Source organism: Glaciecola sp. 1036 (genome assembly GCF_050306235.1).
Taxonomy (GTDB): Bacteria; Pseudomonadota; Gammaproteobacteria; order Enterobacterales; family Alteromonadaceae; genus Glaciecola.
Genome location: NZ_JBLWFH010000005.1, coordinates 148,210 through 164,708 on the forward strand (window position 1 = coordinate 148,210; position 16,499 = coordinate 164,708).

At 38.0% G+C, this 16,499-nt stretch carries 14 protein-coding genes and 1 tRNA gene; 10 read left to right on the top strand and 5 right to left on the bottom strand.

Annotation, left to right across the window (positions count from 1 at the left end):
• Positions 1-12 precede the first annotated feature (12 nt).
• Positions 13-432: a hypothetical protein gene (locus ACNKW3_RS09275; protein WP_427399015.1), complete on the top strand. Its 420-nt coding sequence runs from the start codon at positions 13-15 to the stop codon at positions 430-432.
• 382 nt (positions 433-814) lie between these two features.
• On the opposite strand, the gene ACNKW3_RS09280 is transcribed toward ACNKW3_RS09275, so the two are convergent.
• Positions 815-2,143 carry an ATP-binding protein gene (locus ACNKW3_RS09280; protein WP_427399016.1) on the bottom strand — a complete coding sequence of 443 codons (1,329 nt, stop codon included), beginning with the start codon at positions 2,141-2,143 and terminating at the stop codon, positions 815-817.
• 487 nt (positions 2,144-2,630) lie between these two features.
• Between ACNKW3_RS09280 and ACNKW3_RS09285 the strand changes: the two genes are divergently transcribed.
• From ACNKW3_RS09285 to ACNKW3_RS09300, 4 genes are all read left to right on the top strand, one after another.
• Positions 2,631-4,187 carry a flavin monoamine oxidase family protein gene (locus tag ACNKW3_RS09285; protein WP_427399017.1) on the top strand — a complete coding sequence of 519 codons (1,557 nt, stop codon included), beginning with the start codon at positions 2,631-2,633 and terminating at the stop codon, positions 4,185-4,187.
• A 68-nt stretch (positions 4,188-4,255) separates the two neighbouring features.
• A complete protein-coding gene (locus ACNKW3_RS09290) occupies positions 4,256-4,873 on the top strand; it encodes a c-type cytochrome (RefSeq protein ID WP_427399018.1) in 618 nt (205 codons plus the stop codon).
• Between the two features lie 23 nt (positions 4,874-4,896).
• Positions 4,897-5,400, top strand: a complete 504-nt coding sequence (locus ACNKW3_RS09295) for a RidA family protein (RefSeq protein ID WP_427399019.1) — start codon at positions 4,897-4,899, stop codon at positions 5,398-5,400.
• A gap of 294 nt (positions 5,401-5,694) precedes the next feature.
• A complete protein-coding gene (locus ACNKW3_RS09300; protein ID WP_427399157.1) occupies positions 5,695-6,756 on the top strand; it encodes a mechanosensitive ion channel family protein in 1,062 nt (353 codons plus the stop codon).
• A 62-nt stretch (positions 6,757-6,818) separates the two neighbouring features.
• On the opposite strand, the gene arcA is transcribed toward ACNKW3_RS09300, so the two are convergent.
• From arcA to trmB, 4 genes are all read right to left on the bottom strand, one after another.
• Positions 6,819-7,526 carry a two-component system response regulator ArcA gene (arcA, locus tag ACNKW3_RS09305; RefSeq protein ID WP_427399020.1) on the bottom strand — a complete coding sequence of 236 codons (708 nt, stop codon included), beginning with the start codon at positions 7,524-7,526 and terminating at the stop codon, positions 6,819-6,821.
• A 353-nt stretch (positions 7,527-7,879) separates the two neighbouring features.
• Positions 7,880-9,313 (bottom strand): glycogen synthase, encoded by a 1,434-nt coding sequence (locus ACNKW3_RS09310; protein ID WP_427399021.1) that lies wholly within the window; start codon positions 9,311-9,313, stop codon positions 7,880-7,882.
• A 4-nt stretch (positions 9,314-9,317) separates the two neighbouring features.
• Positions 9,318-10,352 carry a methyltransferase gene (locus ACNKW3_RS09315; protein WP_427399022.1) on the bottom strand — a complete coding sequence of 345 codons (1,035 nt, stop codon included), beginning with the start codon at positions 10,350-10,352 and terminating at the stop codon, positions 9,318-9,320.
• On the bottom strand, positions 10,352-11,071 hold the full coding sequence (trmB, locus tag ACNKW3_RS09320; protein WP_427399023.1) for a tRNA (guanosine(46)-N7)-methyltransferase TrmB: 720 nt from the start codon (positions 11,069-11,071) through the stop codon (positions 10,352-10,354). The genes ACNKW3_RS09315 and trmB overlap by 1 nt, the downstream gene beginning before the upstream one ends.
• A gap of 88 nt (positions 11,072-11,159) precedes the next feature.
• Here trmB and mutY point away from each other — a divergent pair, with 88 nt between their 5' ends.
• The 5 genes from mutY to drt3b all read left to right on the top strand — a co-directional run bounded on the left by mutY (position 11,160) and on the right by drt3b (position 16,344).
• The gene (mutY, locus tag ACNKW3_RS09325; RefSeq protein WP_427399024.1) at positions 11,160-12,212 is read left to right on the top strand and encodes an A/G-specific adenine glycosylase; all 1,053 of its coding nucleotides are present in this window, start codon (positions 11,160-11,162) and stop codon (positions 12,210-12,212) included.
• Positions 12,213-12,224: 12 nt separating this feature from the next.
• Complete coding sequence (locus ACNKW3_RS09330) at positions 12,225-12,500, top strand: oxidative damage protection protein (protein ID WP_427399025.1); 276 nt, start codon at positions 12,225-12,227, stop codon at positions 12,498-12,500.
• 144 nt (positions 12,501-12,644) lie between these two features.
• Positions 12,645-12,720 (top strand) — tRNA-Phe (locus ACNKW3_RS09335).
• Positions 12,721-12,928: 208 nt separating this feature from the next.
• The gene (gene drt3a / locus ACNKW3_RS09340) at positions 12,929-14,278 is read left to right on the top strand and encodes an antiviral reverse transcriptase Drt3a (protein ID WP_427399026.1); all 1,350 of its coding nucleotides are present in this window, start codon (positions 12,929-12,931) and stop codon (positions 14,276-14,278) included.
• Positions 14,278-16,344, top strand: coding sequence for an antiviral reverse transcriptase Drt3b (drt3b, locus tag ACNKW3_RS09345; RefSeq protein WP_427399027.1), 2,067 nt, complete (start codon positions 14,278-14,280; stop codon positions 16,342-16,344). The genes drt3a and drt3b overlap by 1 nt, the downstream gene beginning before the upstream one ends.
• Positions 16,345-16,499 lie beyond the last annotated feature (155 nt).

Consider the following 16,499-nt stretch of genomic DNA (forward strand, 5'->3'; position numbering starts at 1 on the left):
ATCAGACGTTCAATGGACAATCAATCACAATATTATTGGCATTCCTACAAAGAGTGTTATGCGGGTTTTCTAAGCGGCGCTACATTCTTGCTTGTGACTTTTAATAAAATGCTAGCAGGTGATGTAATGGCATCTATAGGCTCAATAATTGGTCTATTACTTTTATTAATCTCTGTTGGCATTTTAGCTCGTAAGGGCGTTTGGGTAAAAATTGATGAATCCGGTGTTTCATATGTGAATCTGTGGGGCAAAAAATCATTTAAATGGGAAGAAATATCTTTCGCTTATTACCGCTCTTTTTATTTTCAAAAGAATGCGTATATAAAAACCGTTGATGGTAAGTCGAGAACTATACCTATTGACAGCAGGCGAGCAAAAGAAATTTCGGACGTCATTAATAACAGACTCGATCTGTTGAGAGCCGAAAACTAGTGTACTGAACGGCTCAAGTGTATGTAAGTAACGAAGAATCGTTATTGAGCTAGCTACGAAGAATCGTCATCGTGGCGCAGGCCACGACCCCCTTGGAACATAGTGAAATTAATTAAAACCAACACAAAAACAAGCAAGTAGATGGATTTAGCAAAAAGTACAACTTGCAAAAGCTCGTGTACTTTGAACAGTTTGTCCTTAAGGAAGATGCAATATTGAGAGAAAAGCGCTTAAAAAACTTGCATAGAGAATGGAAAGATAAATTGATCAATACAAAAAAAACAGATTGGAATGATTTGATTGTGAATTAACAAACTGCATTAAGTTCCAAGGAGGTCGTGGCCTGCGCCACGATGACGACTCTTCGTAGTCAAGGGAGCTACTAATTTGAAAATGCTGGCAATTCGAAAATAAAGGTAGCACCCTTATCAAGGATACCGTCAGCGCGAATAAATCCTTTGTGATTTTTGATAATTTTGGCGCAAATAGCGAGGCCTATACCGGAGCCACTATAATCTGATCTTCCATGAAGACGCTGAAAAATCTCAAATATCTTAGTTTTGTAAATGTTATCAAAGCCGATACCGTTATCAGTAATAATAATTCGCCAATATTCTTTTGATTCGCCATTAACATCGATTTTGGTTTTGTTTGCTTTAATATCAATTACGGGATCGAGGGATTGTTTTGAATATTTCAATGCGTTTGAAATAATGTTTTGAAACAATTGCACCATTTGAGATTCGTTTGCTTTAATGGTGGGTAGCGTTTCACAATTAATAGTTGCTTTCTTCTCTTTAATACTAATAGACAACAGATCAGTTACAACATCAAATACTGTATTAAGATCAACCTCCTGAACAATATCATTCCCCCTTGTAGCCCTAGAGAATTTAAGTAGATCGTCTACTAATAAGGACATTCTTTGGGCTGATTGACACATTTTACTGACGAAAGCTTGTCCAGTTTGGTCTAACTTTTCTGAGTAGTTATTGGCTAATCGATCACCGAATGCGGTAATTTTTCTTAGAGGTTCTTTTAAATCGTGAGACGCAATATAGGCAAATTGTTCTAACTCTCGATTAGCCTCTTCAAGTTCATTCTGTTTGGTAATTAACAATTGTTCTTGAAGCTTCATATCTGAAACATCTAAAAATGTGACTACAATTCCATCTTGGTTTTTAACTGCGTTGATTGAAAACCAGCGATCAAGGTTATCTAAATTGTAGTGTAATACAGTGATAAAGGGATGTCCGGATTCAACAACGTTTACATAGTTATCAAATAAGCCAGAATCTTTATTGCCAGGAAATACCGTTAGCATAGTGTTATTTTGCAAAGTGGCTATGTCTTTTCCGGTGATCACGGCAGCTTTGGTGTTCACTTTCTTAAAAACAAAATCTATTATCTTGTTGTTTTTATCCCGTACGCATGTAAACGCAATAATGCCGTGGGCAGAACTTTCAAAAATACTATTTAATAGTTCGGATAACACCTTATTCGTTAGGTTTTCATTGGATAGTTTTCTATTGGTTTCTTCTTTCTCACTGATGTCTCTATTTTTTACTGCCAAAGCATGTTCACTTTGTACATTTACACGACGATGCCGCAAAAATAGCAGAGTTGAAAGCGAAATTAGAATAACAAATATTAAGCCGATAACTGTCAGCAGGTAGGTTGGAATTGCAACAACATCCGTATTATCAAACATGTGTAATGTTTATATCCAAAAGGCTTGTGAACTTTTATAAAATACTCACAAAATAGTTAAATGAATCGCTATATTCCACAGAAATAGCGGGATGTTATACCATTATTACAATCTTACATTGTTAGTACGAATATTTTAAATAAACTGGTTTAATAAAATCTAATTTATACCAAAGAAAGATTTTTATGAAAGAGTTCATAAAAAAAATATTTGGTAGTAACTAGCATCCTAAATTCCTAATTGTATAAGTATAAATAATGTAAGTGAAAAATTAAATTTTTGTGTACAAAAAATAATCACTTGCAAAAGCGAATTGCCGTGGTAATTTAAAAAATACTATCGAGAAGTTATTAGAGTAATACTCAAAACGAATGAAGGAAATTTAGACGCCCGTCCTATTTTCCACTATATAAATTGCTCTCCCATGAGGTTTATTAGAATCTCAATATAAAAAATATTAAAAACATTAACTTTATGATAGGTGTGCATGAAAAAGCTTACGCGTCGTCAATTTCTACAAAAAGCAGCCATCGCTGGTGGTAGCTTAGCTGTGTACAATTCGTGCTTAGCTTTGGATTTACTCGATACCCATGTAAGACCCAAGCATTTTCAGCTTAGTCCTTCAAATAAACAATCAAAAATAGTGATCCTCGGTGGCGGTGTTGCTGGATTAGCAACTGCGTATGAATTAGAGAGAGCTGGCTATGAGTGTATTATACTTGAAGCTTCGCATAGAGTCGGAGGAAGAAATCTTACATTGCGCCATGGTGATCTTATTGATGAACTTGGGCGCCCCAACTATTGCCAGTTTGAAGACAAACCTAACCTTTATTTCAACGCCGGTCCTGCTCGTATTCCAGGTCACCACCAAAGAACACTTTATTACTGCAAAGAACTTAAAATACCCTTGCAGGTAAAAGCCAATCAAAACCGGCTTGCCTACTTCCACGAAGATGCTAGTTTCAACGGTCAGCCCAAACGTCAAGTGGAATATATAACAGATGCTCGTGGATTTCTCGCAGAGCTGGTGTTCAAAGCCATTAATAAGAATGTATTTGAAGCTGAACTTACCAAAGAAGATATCGAAAAGCTGCGTCATTTTGCAGGCTTTTATGGTGATTTATCCAAAGATGGAGCATATAAAGGATCGCATCGTGCGGGCTCGCAAAGCGACAGAATGCTCACCCATGGTGATCATAATATTCCTCAAAAACTTGAGGCGTTTTTAAACAGTAATTTTTGGCAAGATGCCATGAACCATACTGAGTTCTACGACTGGATTGAACCTCTTATGGAACCAAAAGGAGGCATGGACCAAATAGTAAAAGGCTTTGCCAATGCGATAAAAAGCCCAATCCTAACCAAAGCCCAAGTGCAAAAAATCCAACTCACAAATAATGGAGTCGTAGTTCATTATCAGCACAAAGGGCATATTCACAAAATAAATGCGGATTACTGCTTCAATAACATCCCAGCGCCTATCTTGGCAGGCATCGATAATAATTTCAGTGAACACTATATGCAGGCGTTGGCCGCGATTAAGCGCAAAGATTTGTTTAAAATCGGTTTTCAAATGCGCGAACGTTTCTGGGAAAAAGAGGGTATTTATGGCGGCATAAGTTATACCTCACAGAAAAACGCGCAAATATGGTATCCCTCCCACGACATAAATTCTGAAAAAGGCGTAGTACTCGGTGCCTATGTTTGGAATCCTCAAGACTGTGAATTCTTTGCTAATTTGAGCCTAAAAGAACGCTTAGCCTATGCCGCTAATTGCGGTGACAAAGTACACAAAGAATATTCGTCGCATATAGAACAAGGGGTCAGTATTGCGTGGAGTCGGATGAATCATTTAATGGGCTGTGGTAATGCATTTGAAGAGCATGATTATGAAAAATACTTCCACACAGTTCAAACCCCTGAAGGCAACCATGTAATGATAGGTGATCAAATTAGTTATCATCCTGGCTGGCAGGAGGGCGCGTTCGCTTCGGTAGAAGTGGCATTGATGTCATTTGATAAAAAAATGCAGGTGGGAGGTTAAGACTAAAAATTATGAAAAATAAATGTCTGAATATACTCTTTTATTTAATTTTGAGCGCTGTTTTTACCATGAAAGCTAATGCAGAAAGCAAAACTGAAATACAACCCATTCCAGAGCAATTGCAGTACTGCACTGTTTGTCATGGCTCCCAGTTTAAAGGTGATTTTGCTACTCAAGCACCTAATCTAACAGGCTTGCCCGCTTGGTACTTAGCTAAACAATTAAATGCCTTTATGAACAAAGAGCGTGGAGTACATGCAGAGGATGTTTCAGGACACGAAATGCGAGCAGCGGCTGAAGCATTGACGCCAGAACTCATACAACTGGCAGTTTCAACAATCACTAAATTACCGAACACGACGAAAAAGCCCCTCTCAGATTGGCAACAGATGGTATTTAAACAGGAAGAGCCGATTGAAATCTCTCTTCAAAATGGTAAAAAACTATTTACGACCTGTGCAAGTTGTCACGGAGAAAACGCACAAGGTAATCAAAGTTTAAATGCACCGCCCTTGGTTGGTCGCAATAATTGGTATATTGCCAAGCAGTTAAATAACTTTAAGCACGGCATTCGCGGGGATAATCAAAGTGATATTGCAGGTCAGCAAATGCGAGCTGCCGCCAATGTCTTAACAACAAAACAGGACATTGTTGACGTTGTAAGCTACATTGAACAATTAAAATAATACCTATCCAAAATGAGAGAGATATGATGAAAAAAGTTATACTTATGAGTTTTGCAATTTTAGGTCTAGTAGGTTCTGCTAACGCAGATGTTACCCGTCATCCGCTTCCTAACAATAGTACATTTCCTATTGCCCGAGCTGTAGAAGTACCGGCTGGTACTGATTTAATTTATCACAGTGGACAAGTCCCATCGCCTAGCAACCCTGATGCTGAGCCGGGTAGTCTGGAATACTACGGGGACACTTATACACAATCTATTAGCGTTTTCAAAAAGTTTGAGGCTTCGTTCAAAGATTTGGGCGTAGATTTTGGTGATGCCGTTAAGTTAACCGTATTTTTGGTTGGCGATCCTTCTAAGGGAGGCAAGATGGATTTTAGTGGCTTTATGAAAGCCTATACTGAATATTTTGGGACTGAAGAGCAACCTAATTTACCAGCCAGATCAGCTATACAAATTGCAGGTTTAGCCGGTGGTCCTGGTATGCTTGTAGAAATAGAGATGGTGTTAGCAAAACCAAAACAGTAACAATATCCAAAAGTGGCTGTGCATAGATAAACTGTGAATCAGGAATCTAGAAGCTCGCTGATATAGCGAGCTTTCTGTATGCGGATTTCAGGACAATAGCGGGTTAAAATAGAGCAAAAGCTTAATTAACCGATACTCCTTGCGCCAAACTGGTGCGCAATTACCGGGTTTTGGACTCCCAGCCCTTTAAATTCATATGGTGCATTTATTGCTTCAAAAGCTATTAAAACAAGGTAAAAATAAAGGTCTAGTTTGCAAGAAATCATCTATTATGGCGAACGATTTTTAGAAGAAATGCCGGCTTGGGTAGTCGGCATGAGTTCGTTTTTACTTTTCTTCGTACTGCTATGGCTGACTAAATTCCTAGTCATAGTTAACCTGAGACGGTTATTTAAGAAAACCGAGTTTTCTCTTGGTCATCTAGCCATTGATTCCAGTAAGCGAGCACTTAGCTTAGTTTCAATTGCCATATCCATCATTTTAACAAGATTGCTTCTAAAACAAGTAAAAGAAATCCCAGAGCATGCTGACAAAATATTGTTAATGACCACTCAGGTGTTTGTGGTACTTGCTGTAATTGTCTTCGTCGAACGTTTAACGTCACTTAGTTTAACTCGGATGGAAGCTAATTCGCCCGTGCTGAAAACATCAGGCTCGCTACTTAAGGGGTCAATCCGCATTGTTATTTTGTGTATTGGTGTACTGATCATCTTGGGAACTCTGGGCGTCAGTATCACCCCCGTATTGGCTTCTCTAGGTATCGGCTCTTTAGCCGTTGCGCTTGCATTACAGCCAACACTTGAAAACTTTTTCTCGGGCATTCAGATAATAGCTGATAAACCTTTTAGAGTAGGTGATTACATAGAATTGGATTCTGGAGAGCAAGGATTTGTAGAGAAAATTGGTTGGCGCTCTACCTGGATAAAAATGTTACCCAATAACGTTGTCATAATGCCCAATAGCACATTGGCAAAGTCAAAGGTGATTAATTACTACTATCCAGAAAAACAATTATCTGTGCCGGTTGAAGTGGGTGTCCATTATGATTCAGATTTAGAGCATGTTGAGAAAGTAACGTTAGAAGTTGCCAGAGAAATTCTTAAAAGCCACAAATGGGGGATTTCCGATTACGAAACTTTTGTGGTCTTTCATACCTTTGATAATTCAAGCATCAACTTCACGGTAATGCTAAGAGCAGAAGAATACTTTAATCGCTTCTTTATTAAGTCTGAATTTATGAAAGCTTTGCATCGTAGATTCAATCAAGAAGGCATAGTCATACCATTCCCAATTACTGCGTTAAACGTAACTCAAGAACAAGTAAAAACCTTCTGGCAACAAGAAGACGCAGAATAATTCGCAGGTAGGTTATAGAAAAATGAAAGAATGCGCCTTAGGTTTCTAAGGCGCTAATAAACTTATTGGTCTACTTCACCGCAGAAGCGATAACCTTCACCATGAATAGTCACGATCAACTCTTCTTCATTTGGCTCAGATTCAAAATGTTTACGGATACGACGAATAGTTACGTCTACAGTACGGTCATTAGGACGCAATTCACGACCTGTCATTTCCATTATTAACTGTTCGCGAGTTAGAATCTTACCTGGATTGCTTAAGAACAGGTGAAGAGCTCTAAATTCACTTCGTGGAAGTCTAAATTCATTACCGTTAGGAGAAATTAAGCTTCGGCTATCTCCGTCAAGCGTCCAGCCATTAAAACTAACTTTGCTTGGTAAATCATCATCTTCGCCAGCACTGCTGGTACGCGATAAGAGATTACGAGCACGAATTGTCAATTCTCTTGGATTAAAAGGTTTGGTTAGATAGTCATCAGCACCAATTTCTAGGCCCAAAATGCGATCAACGTCGTTATCACGGCCAGTAAGAAAGATAAGACCTACATTCTTACGGTTTCGCACTTCACGGGCTAAGATTAATCCGTTTTTACCTGGCAAGTTGATGTCCATGATAACAAGATCAATGGCATTAGCTTCAAATGAATGATGCATTTCTTCGCCATTTTCAGCTTCAAAAACATTATAGCCTTCCGCTTCAAATAGGCTCTTCAGTGTTGTGCGTGTGACAACTTCGTCTTCAACTATTAGTATGTTGGGAGTTTGCATGTCTTTTGTTTTCTTCTTCGTTTACACGAGCGTTAACTCGTAGGGTTTACCCAATTTATCAATAACTGTCGATTTGTAAATAGCGCGTTTGCAAAATTACAACAATTTCAGCATCAACTAGAGCCAATACTGCCTTACTCAAGTATTTCAAAAAAAACTGCGAATGAAAAGTAACATTTTTGTTAAGAGTACTGAGTTTCGTAGTAAAGCAACAAAAATAATAGCACCATTCTTAGAATTACACAAAAATTGTAATAAAATTACAGAAATTTTGAAAATCAGCTCCAGAATAAGACTAAAGCATTAGATAAAAATGTTGCATTAGGGTAAATAAAGTCTGTGCGAGCAATTCTCTAACTTCTGTAAACTTGAATATAGTTTTGCGCAGCAGTTTCCCAAGTAAATTTAATCTTCATAATAGCCCGTTGCAACTCCTGCATTTTAGAAGGCTCTTGCACATAAAATAAAATAGCTCGTCTAATACAGTTGGCCAATGCTAAGCCCGATGGTTCCTCGAATACGAAGCCATTACCTTTAGAATGTTTAATATCAATGATGGTATCAGCAAGGCCGCCTACGTTTCTGACAATTGGTAAGGTCCCGTAAGCTAAAGAATACATTTGATTCAGACCGCAAGGTTCAAATTCGCTTGGCATTAGGAAAAAATCACTGCCAGCTTCAATTAAATGTGCAAGCTCTGGCAAAAAGTCCTCAACAAAGGCCATTTTATTTGAATGGTTTTCAGCGATGCGTCTTAGCTCACTTACAATTCGACTTTCACCTGTCCCCATAATAACTATTTGAATGTTGTGGCTAAGCAAGTCATCTAGAATTGGCAACAGATAATCAAAGCCTTTTTGCCTTGTGGCTCGACAAACCATGCCAAAAATTGGCGCTGTTGTTGATACTGGTAGCTTTGTTTGTACTTGTAGCGCTTGTTTACACTTTTCTTTTCCAGTGATGTCGGAGCTTTTGTAATGTTCCGGTAATAGAGGATCGTTAGCTGGATTCCATTGAGAATAATCACAACCGTTTAATACCCCAACAACTTTATCGCCAGCACGATTAATCACATCGTGCACCCCATGGCTGCCAAGTTCGGTTGATAATTCTCTGGCATATGTAGGGCTGACCGGGCAAATTTTATCGGAATATTGAATACCTGTTTTAAGCATATTCAAGTAACCATTTTGATTAAATACTTTACCTGCGTCTATGTTGTCTAAAACGCCAATCTGGTCAATTCCTTCGATTCCCTGAAATGCAGCATTATGAATACTTAAAACACATTTACTGTTGGCAAACCATTCATAATCGCCAATAAGATCGTGACGCTGAAGATAATTGCTATTCACAAAATAAGGCGCCATAGCAGTATGCCAGTCATTGGCATGCACTATGTCTGGTTGAAAACCCAGTTCGTGGCTAGCGCAAATTGCGCATAGGGTAAATAAACTAAACTTTTGCGCATTATTAGTTAGGGTAGTATCTGTGTAAGGGGAAGCACCTTTGGAAAAATATTCATGATCGATTAAATAAACTTGTACGCCGTCTAGATTCAGTTGTTTAACGCGGTAGGCGTAGCTTTTATTGTTCAAGTGAACCACTTGTGGAGAGAGTGCCTCTGATAAATCAGCATTTTGTGCCACTTGTTGATAATACGGCATAAAAATACAAATTTCGTGACCTAGTTTATGAAGCGCTAAGGGTAAGGCTTTACCAACATCCGCTAGCCCGCCGGTTTTAATGATGTCTTCAACTTCAGAAATTAGAAACAGTATTTTCATAATGTTAGGATTTTACTCCCCGATAAACGGTATATTTATTAGTTTTTTCAAGTACTTCAAATCGTCCAAAATTGTCTTCCAAGAGATCTGGGTAAGGCAAAAATCGATTCGCAACTATGCTCAATGATGCATTACTTTTTAAATGTTTGTAAGCATCTTTTATAAATTTTTCTGTAATAGCATAGTCATTCTTAATACCCGAATGAAAAGGCGGATTGCTTAGGATGTAATTGAAAGTACCGGTGATTTCTTGCATACCATCGCTAGCAATTACTTTTCCATTTAAATGATTAACATCTAGGGTTTTTTCGCAACAATAAAGGGCTAGAGCAGATAATTCACTAAAGGTAATCTCTAAAGCGGGATTTACTTTCTGAAAGTAACAACCAATAACGCCAGTGCCACAAGCGAAGTCATACAGGTTTCCTTTCATCATTCTAATGGCTTTATGATCGCTATATTGGGATAGTAAGAGGGCAGTTCCCTCATCTAACTTTTTATGTCCAAAAACCCCTGGAAGACTGCAAATCTGTAAGCTAACCTCATTTATATCGATGCTATTAATTTGTAGGTAATTATCGATAGAGAAGTCTTTCATCGACTTGGGGAGAAACCCACTGAATAAACTACAATGTTTGGCGGCGTCTATTTTATGTACTTGATCCAAATGCTTTTGTAAGAGTTTAGCTGCACTTTTGGCCCCACTCTTATTCTCGCCAACTAAAATTATGCGTCCTTCGGGTTTTACGACATTGTTAAGGTTGTGAATTAACATATCTAAAACTTGCTTGGCTTTAGGCATGTACACAATAGCGCCATCTAGCTTTGGAGTGTCGTCTGGTAAACTAAAGCTAGCGCCAAATTGTTGATCAAGCTGTTTGGGACTTGCTTGGAAAACATCATAAAAATGGTGAAAGCCGAATTTTACTTGAGGTAGTTCGGCGAAAATAAAGGTATCTTCGGGATTCACAATGCCCCAGATACCTTGTTCAAAAATCTCGCTGTTACGAATTAAAACTTGAGAGCTAGGACTAAGCACTATTTTTTCCGCCTAAAAATAATATCCCAAACACCATGGCCTAAACGATGACCACGGGCTTCAAATTTGGTTAATGGGCGGTAATCTGGGCGTTCAACAAAATCACTGCCAATGGCGGTATTTTCAAAATCAGTACTTTGCTGCATAACCTCGATCATATGCTCAGCATAGGGTTCCCAATCAGTCGCCATATGTAATTCGCCGCCGAGTTTTAGCTTTTTGCGCACGTTTTCTACAAATTCAGACTGTACGATACGTCGCTTGTGATGACGTTTTTTATGCCATGGATCAGGAAAAAACAGTTGCAAACGCTGTAAGCTTTCATCGGGAATACATTTGGCTAAGACTTCAATTGCGTCATGTTCAAACACTTTTAAATTGGTAAGACCTTTTTCAGCCGCTTCGGCTAAACAAGAACCAACGCCGGGTCTATGCACTTCGATGCCAATAAAGTTCATGTCTTTGGCATTTTCAGCCATTTCCACTAAAGAAGTGCCCATGCCGAAGCCAATTTCCAACACAGTAGGTGCTTCCCGCTCAAAGACTTGCGTAAAATCAAGCATACCCATATCGACACTCAGCCCCATAGTTGGCCAGTGATCTTCTAGTGCTTTAGCTTGGGCTTTGGTAAGACGACCTTCGCGTTTTACAAAGCTTTTTACTTTGGCTACATAAACACCCGCAGCGCGAGCTTCTTCTTCTGATTGAAATCTACCCATGAAATATCAAATTATTTAATCTTGTTAGCATTTTGCGAGGTATTATAATGCATTCCCATTCGGTTACTAAAAAATCTTCGTATTATTTGTGTCTTCTTCGTCTTTTGATTTTTCTGATGCTGTACTTACATGGTTTGATTCTCATGGTCGTAAGCATCTGCCATGGCAACAAAATAAATCCAGATATTCGGTTTGGATATCTGAGATAATGTTGCAACAAACCCAGGTTAAAACCGTAATTCCGTATTTTACGCGGTTTATGCAGTGCTATCCCAGTGTTTCTGATTTAGCCAATGCGCCTGTGGATGACGTATTGCATTTATGGACAGGCCTTGGCTATTACGCACGGGCTAGAAATTTACATAAAGCAGCGCAAACAATACGAGATAAACATAAAGGCGAATTCCCCGCTGATTTTGAACAAGTCTTAGCATTACCTGGCATCGGCAGATCAACAGCGGCGGCTATTTTGTCACTAGCTGACAATAAGCCCTATGTGATCATGGACGGTAATGTAAAACGCGTCCTATCTAGATTCTATGCGGTAGAAGGTTGGCCCGGTAAACCCAAGGTTGAAACTAGTCTTTGGGAATTGGCGGAACAAAATAAGCCAGTGAAAAGGTTTGATGCCTATACTCAAGCCATGATGGATTTAGGTGCAACTGTATGTACCCACTCCAAACCAGCATGCGAAAGTTGTCCAATTAACAGTCATTGTTTAGCCTTTGCCCAAGGACGACAAACGGAATTTCCCCATAAAAAACCGAAAAAAACACTTCCTGAGAAGCAAACTTATATGCTTATTCCATTTCATCAAGGCAGTGTTTATATGGAAAAACGACCTTCAACCGGTATTTGGGGAGGACTATTTGGTTTTGTGGAAGCTCAAAGCGATAACCTTGACGATAAAATACAGCAGATGCTGCAAGGGCAATCTGCTACAATCACTCATCTAAACGAATTTCGACATACCTTTAGCCATTTTCATTTAGATATAACGCCTGTATTGCTTGAAATGCCAATGAGCAATATCCATATCAATGAACAGGGCAAAGCATGGTTTTCCATTGATACTGTGCCAGAAGTGGGTGTTGCAGCGCCTACAGTGAAGATATTCAAACAATTAAAAACCCTTTATTGAGGAATAAATATTATGGGCCGCACGGTTTATTGTGAGCATTTTAAAAAAGACGCTGATGGATTGGATTTTCAACTCTATCCAGGAGAGATTGGCAAACGCATTTTTGACAACATCTCTAAAGAAGCTTTCGCGTTGTGGCAACAAAAGCAAACCATGTTAATTAACGAGAAGAAGTTAAACATGATGGAGCCTACAGATCGGAAGTTTTTAGAAGAGCAAATGGTGGCATTTTTATTCGAAGGCAAAGAACCCACCATCGAAGGCTACGTCCCCCCCACAAAAAAATAATGGAGCCGTAGTTCATTATCTTTGCCTAAAATTTACGCAAACTACAAAAAATCTTCGAGAATTAGCAAAAATCTATTGACTTGGGACGCGTAAATCCGTTTAATACGCGTCCACAAAGAAACAGCCAAGTAGCTTGTTTTATGTGCCTCGATAGCTCAGTTGGTAGAGCAGCGGATTGAAAATCCGCGTGTCCCTGGTTCGATCCCGGGTCGAGGCACCATTCTTCTGGAGCCCTTGAGTTATCTCAGGGGCTTTGTTATATATACGTCTAGACAATTCTTAAGTGGTACCAAGTGGTACTTACAGGTGGTACTAGATGCAGTATAAAATGCCTACACCTTGAATTGACTCAAGCAGAACAAATTACCTCTACTTCAAAAAGTTAATACGCCAAAATCAACTGGTAGTGCACTCAATTAAGGATGATTATGTTTGACCAGTCTTTTTCAGAACAAAACTTATTTAAAATATATTCATCAGAAAATAATAAAGGCAATAATCTTGCAGTCAGATTTTTCCCGAATGTAAGCATTGAATATAAATATATCAACCGTGTCAGAAAGCTTCTACGACGAACTTATTCTAGAAAACGTTTCTATTCAAGAAACTTCTTTGAGAATAGGGTCTTGTTTTTATATCGATTGTTACGACATTTTAAAGAGCGTAAAAGAAGTGCTGTTAGACAATATCTAAAGATAATTTCTAACAATATCTCCAACAGAAGCTTCAACTTTGTTATTTCAAAATCACCTAATAATGTGAATGGAAAAGATATCTATGTCACCGGCTCGTCGGCTGATTCGTTCTTTTCCGAAAAGCAAATACAAAGAAATATAAAGTACACTTACGGAGTGAAACAAGCTGATAGGGATCTAATTATTCCGCAACTTCGTTCAGTTCTGGATGATTCCTTTCCCAAGATCATTATTAAGACAGATATTAAGTCATTTTATGAGAGCATTAATAGAGATGTTCTTTTAAAAAAATTAAATGAAAGTCCTATCTTAAGCCTTACAACGAGGAAAATTATTGCTAGGCTCTTCAAGTCATATGAATCAGTATCAGGAGCTACTCAAGGTATTCCTAGAGGGGTAGGCGTAAGTGCTTACTTGTCAGAGCTGTATTTAAAAAGGTTTGATTTAGAGATGGAGAGCCTACCTAACCTCATTTACTATGCTAGATATGTTGACGATATCGTTTTAGTGCTGACTCCCCAAGCTGGGAACGCGGCTCAAGATTTTTTGATTAATATTGAGTCTCAGTTGGAAAAGGAGTGCCTGGAACTTAACAAAGAAGGTGATAAAACTAAAGTTCTTGACTTGAGCAACGGGTGCGCAAATTATTCATTTGATTATTTGGGCTATAGATTTAACTACTCACGCGGAAGAATCAGGCTAGAGCTTTCGAGCAAGAAAATAACTAAATACAAAAAAAGAATCTTAGACGTGATAAATGCATACAAACGGAATGTTCGCAAGCAGCCTATAAAGGCAAGAAGAGAGTTGTTATTGCGTCTAAAATTTTTAACTTACAACACCAAGCTTTCGAATAACAAATGCAATGCAGTTGTAGGGATCTACAATTCAAATCAATGGATAACGAACTCAAATTGTTTAGAAGTATTGGACCGAAAGCTAATAGGACTTTCACATTCTTTGGCTAGTCCAAGCTTGAAAGCGAGAATTTCCAAATACTCATTTAAAAAGGGATTTGATGAACGATTGTTTGCAAATTTTACTGCTGCCGAATTCACTACAATCACAAAGGTATGGTCGTAGTGAAAAAAATACTCCGAATAAAATTAAAAAAAGAAAGAGTGATACTTTCTGACACACTTCCTTATGAAACTCCTATTACTTTTTCAAACCGCTTTTTCTATGATTTTATTGTTAGTAATAGTCTTGGTTGTATAATTGGAAAAGTTACATGGAAAAAGTTGGATGATGCCAATGATGCGGTAATTCATCTACTATTTGGATTAAGCGAAGAGGAAAAAAATGACATTGCAGAAGATGGTGAATTTAGAAGCTTCGAAATAAAAAATGGAACACTGATAACTGTACCGTTCCAGTATGGAATCAGCCACAAAGAGGATAGTTATAGAAAGCTTTCTGTTCCTCACCCTCGAAACCAACTTCAAGTCATAGAATTCTACGACAAATTCAAAGAGCTAATACTGTACTACTCGATTAGATCCAACTTTAGTCTGAGACATCCCTCTAGAATAGCTAACACAAGACTATTCGATGACGAGAGAAAGAGCGCATCTGTAATTCTATCAAATCAATTCGATAAAAGTATCGCTTATAAGAATAAACATATTAAGTCATTTTTTGGATATCAAAAAATACGAAATATCCATGAGTTTTTTGAATCATCAACTTACCATCAGTGTGAAAAACGTTACAACTCAATGGCTCAACTTGATGTTTCGAAATGTTTTGACTCAATTTACACTCACTCAATAGCATGGGCAACGCTAGGCAAAGATGTTGTTAAAGATGAATTAGCCAATGCGGGTATTAAGTCTTTGAATAATAGCTTTGCAAACGAGTTTGATTTATTGATGCAAAAGCAAAACTATAATGAGACGAATGGAATATTAATTGGACCAGAGGTTTCAAGGATATTTGCAGAATTGATTCTTCAAAAAGTTGATTTTAATCTTGAGGAAGCTCTAGGAAAAGCATCAATATATAGAGATTTGCATTATTCTATTTTTAGGTATGTTGATGACTACTTTGTATTCTTCAATGATAAGAAGGTTTACAAGGTCATTGTTGACTCACTTGTGGATTGTCTTTCGAGTTATAAGTTAGGTCTTAACACAGAAAAGGAATTAATATATTCGAAACCAATCATTACTGAGATAACTATTGCAAAGAGAAAAATTTCTGAATTGCTAAATGACAAGATAAAGATTGAAGTTGAAACTGATGATGACCGATTAGATGACCAAGGTAGGGCAATTAAAACTGGGAAGATTTTTATTCATGGAAAAACGCTTATTACCTCATATAAATCTATACTATCTGAAAGTGGAACCGAATATAAAAGTGTCATCAACTATACATTGACGATCGTTGAGTCAAAGTTGAAATCGATATTTAAAAAGTATTCAGAAATAGAAAGTGAATACAAAACTAAGCGAGACCTTTTAGATGCAATTGATGCTTGCATAGAGTTTTGCTTCTTCATATACAATGTTGCTCCAAGAGCTAACACAACAATTAAACTAAGCCGTGTACTTAAACAGATTATTGAGTTCTGCAAGAGTAAACTTGTAGACGTCGATGAGATGCATCACGCATTTAAAAGTATCTCTGATAACGTATCATTTGTGATTCACAAATACGAAACACAAAATTATACACAAGTTGAAACGCTTTACTTGTTGACAGTTATATCCGAACTCGGAAAAGACTATTGGTTAACGGAGCCTACCTTAGTGAAGTATTTTGGTGGTAGGTATGAGACAAAGAGAACAATATCATTTGATGATAGTCTCAACTACTTCTCAATAACAGTTATCCTCTTTTATATGAAGAATAAGAAGAGATATGACAGGGCTAGAAAGGGGATAAAGAGAATCATCAAAACGAAGTTGACCGCACCCGGTATCTCAATACGAAAAGACACCGAGGCGTATCTTCTTTTAATGGATTGCATTAGTTGTCCGTATTTGGAAGATAACTTCAAACGCACGTTACTTAAGCATTTTGGAATAGGGAAAAGAAAACTTCAAACCGAGATTATGGCTTTGAGGGACAATTGGTTTACGAAATGGAAAGATTTCAGCTTTGCTGAGGAGCTTGACTCTAAACAAAGCGACGAAGTATATTAGGTGTACTTCGCATCGGCCCACCGCTAATGACTGTAGGCAGTTACACACACTCGCGAAGCGCAGTGTCAGGTCCTATGAATGGACGGCGTTGTTAAGGCAGTCCGGTGTCGAGCTGCTTCCAACTATTACTAACAAATGAGAGGCTTGCGAAGCAG

Coding starts and splice junctions, on each gene's coding strand:
- ACNKW3_RS09330 (WP_427399025.1), top strand. CDS start 12,225: ATGGGCCGCACGGTTTATTGTGAGCATTTTAAAAAAGACGCTGATGGA.
- ACNKW3_RS09280 (WP_427399016.1), bottom strand. CDS start 2,143: ATGTTTGATAATACGGATGTTGTTGCAATTCCAACCTACCTGCTGACA.
- ACNKW3_RS09300 (WP_427399157.1), top strand. CDS start 5,695: ATGCCGGCTTGGGTAGTCGGCATGAGTTCGTTTTTACTTTTCTTCGTA.
- ACNKW3_RS09275 (WP_427399015.1), top strand. CDS start 13: ATGGACAATCAATCACAATATTATTGGCATTCCTACAAAGAGTGTTAT.
- drt3a (WP_427399026.1), top strand. CDS start 12,929: ATGTTTGACCAGTCTTTTTCAGAACAAAACTTATTTAAAATATATTCA.
- arcA (WP_427399020.1), bottom strand. CDS start 7,526: ATGCAAACTCCCAACATACTAATAGTTGAAGACGAAGTTGTCACACGC.
- ACNKW3_RS09285 (WP_427399017.1), top strand. CDS start 2,631: ATGAAAAAGCTTACGCGTCGTCAATTTCTACAAAAAGCAGCCATCGCT.
- trmB (WP_427399023.1), bottom strand. CDS start 11,071: ATGGGTAGATTTCAATCAGAAGAAGAAGCTCGCGCTGCGGGTGTTTAT.
- ACNKW3_RS09290 (WP_427399018.1), top strand. CDS start 4,256: ATGAAAGCTAATGCAGAAAGCAAAACTGAAATACAACCCATTCCAGAG.
- ACNKW3_RS09295 (WP_427399019.1), top strand. CDS start 4,897: ATGATGAAAAAAGTTATACTTATGAGTTTTGCAATTTTAGGTCTAGTA.
- ACNKW3_RS09310 (WP_427399021.1), bottom strand. CDS start 9,313: ATGAAAATACTGTTTCTAATTTCTGAAGTTGAAGACATCATTAAAACC.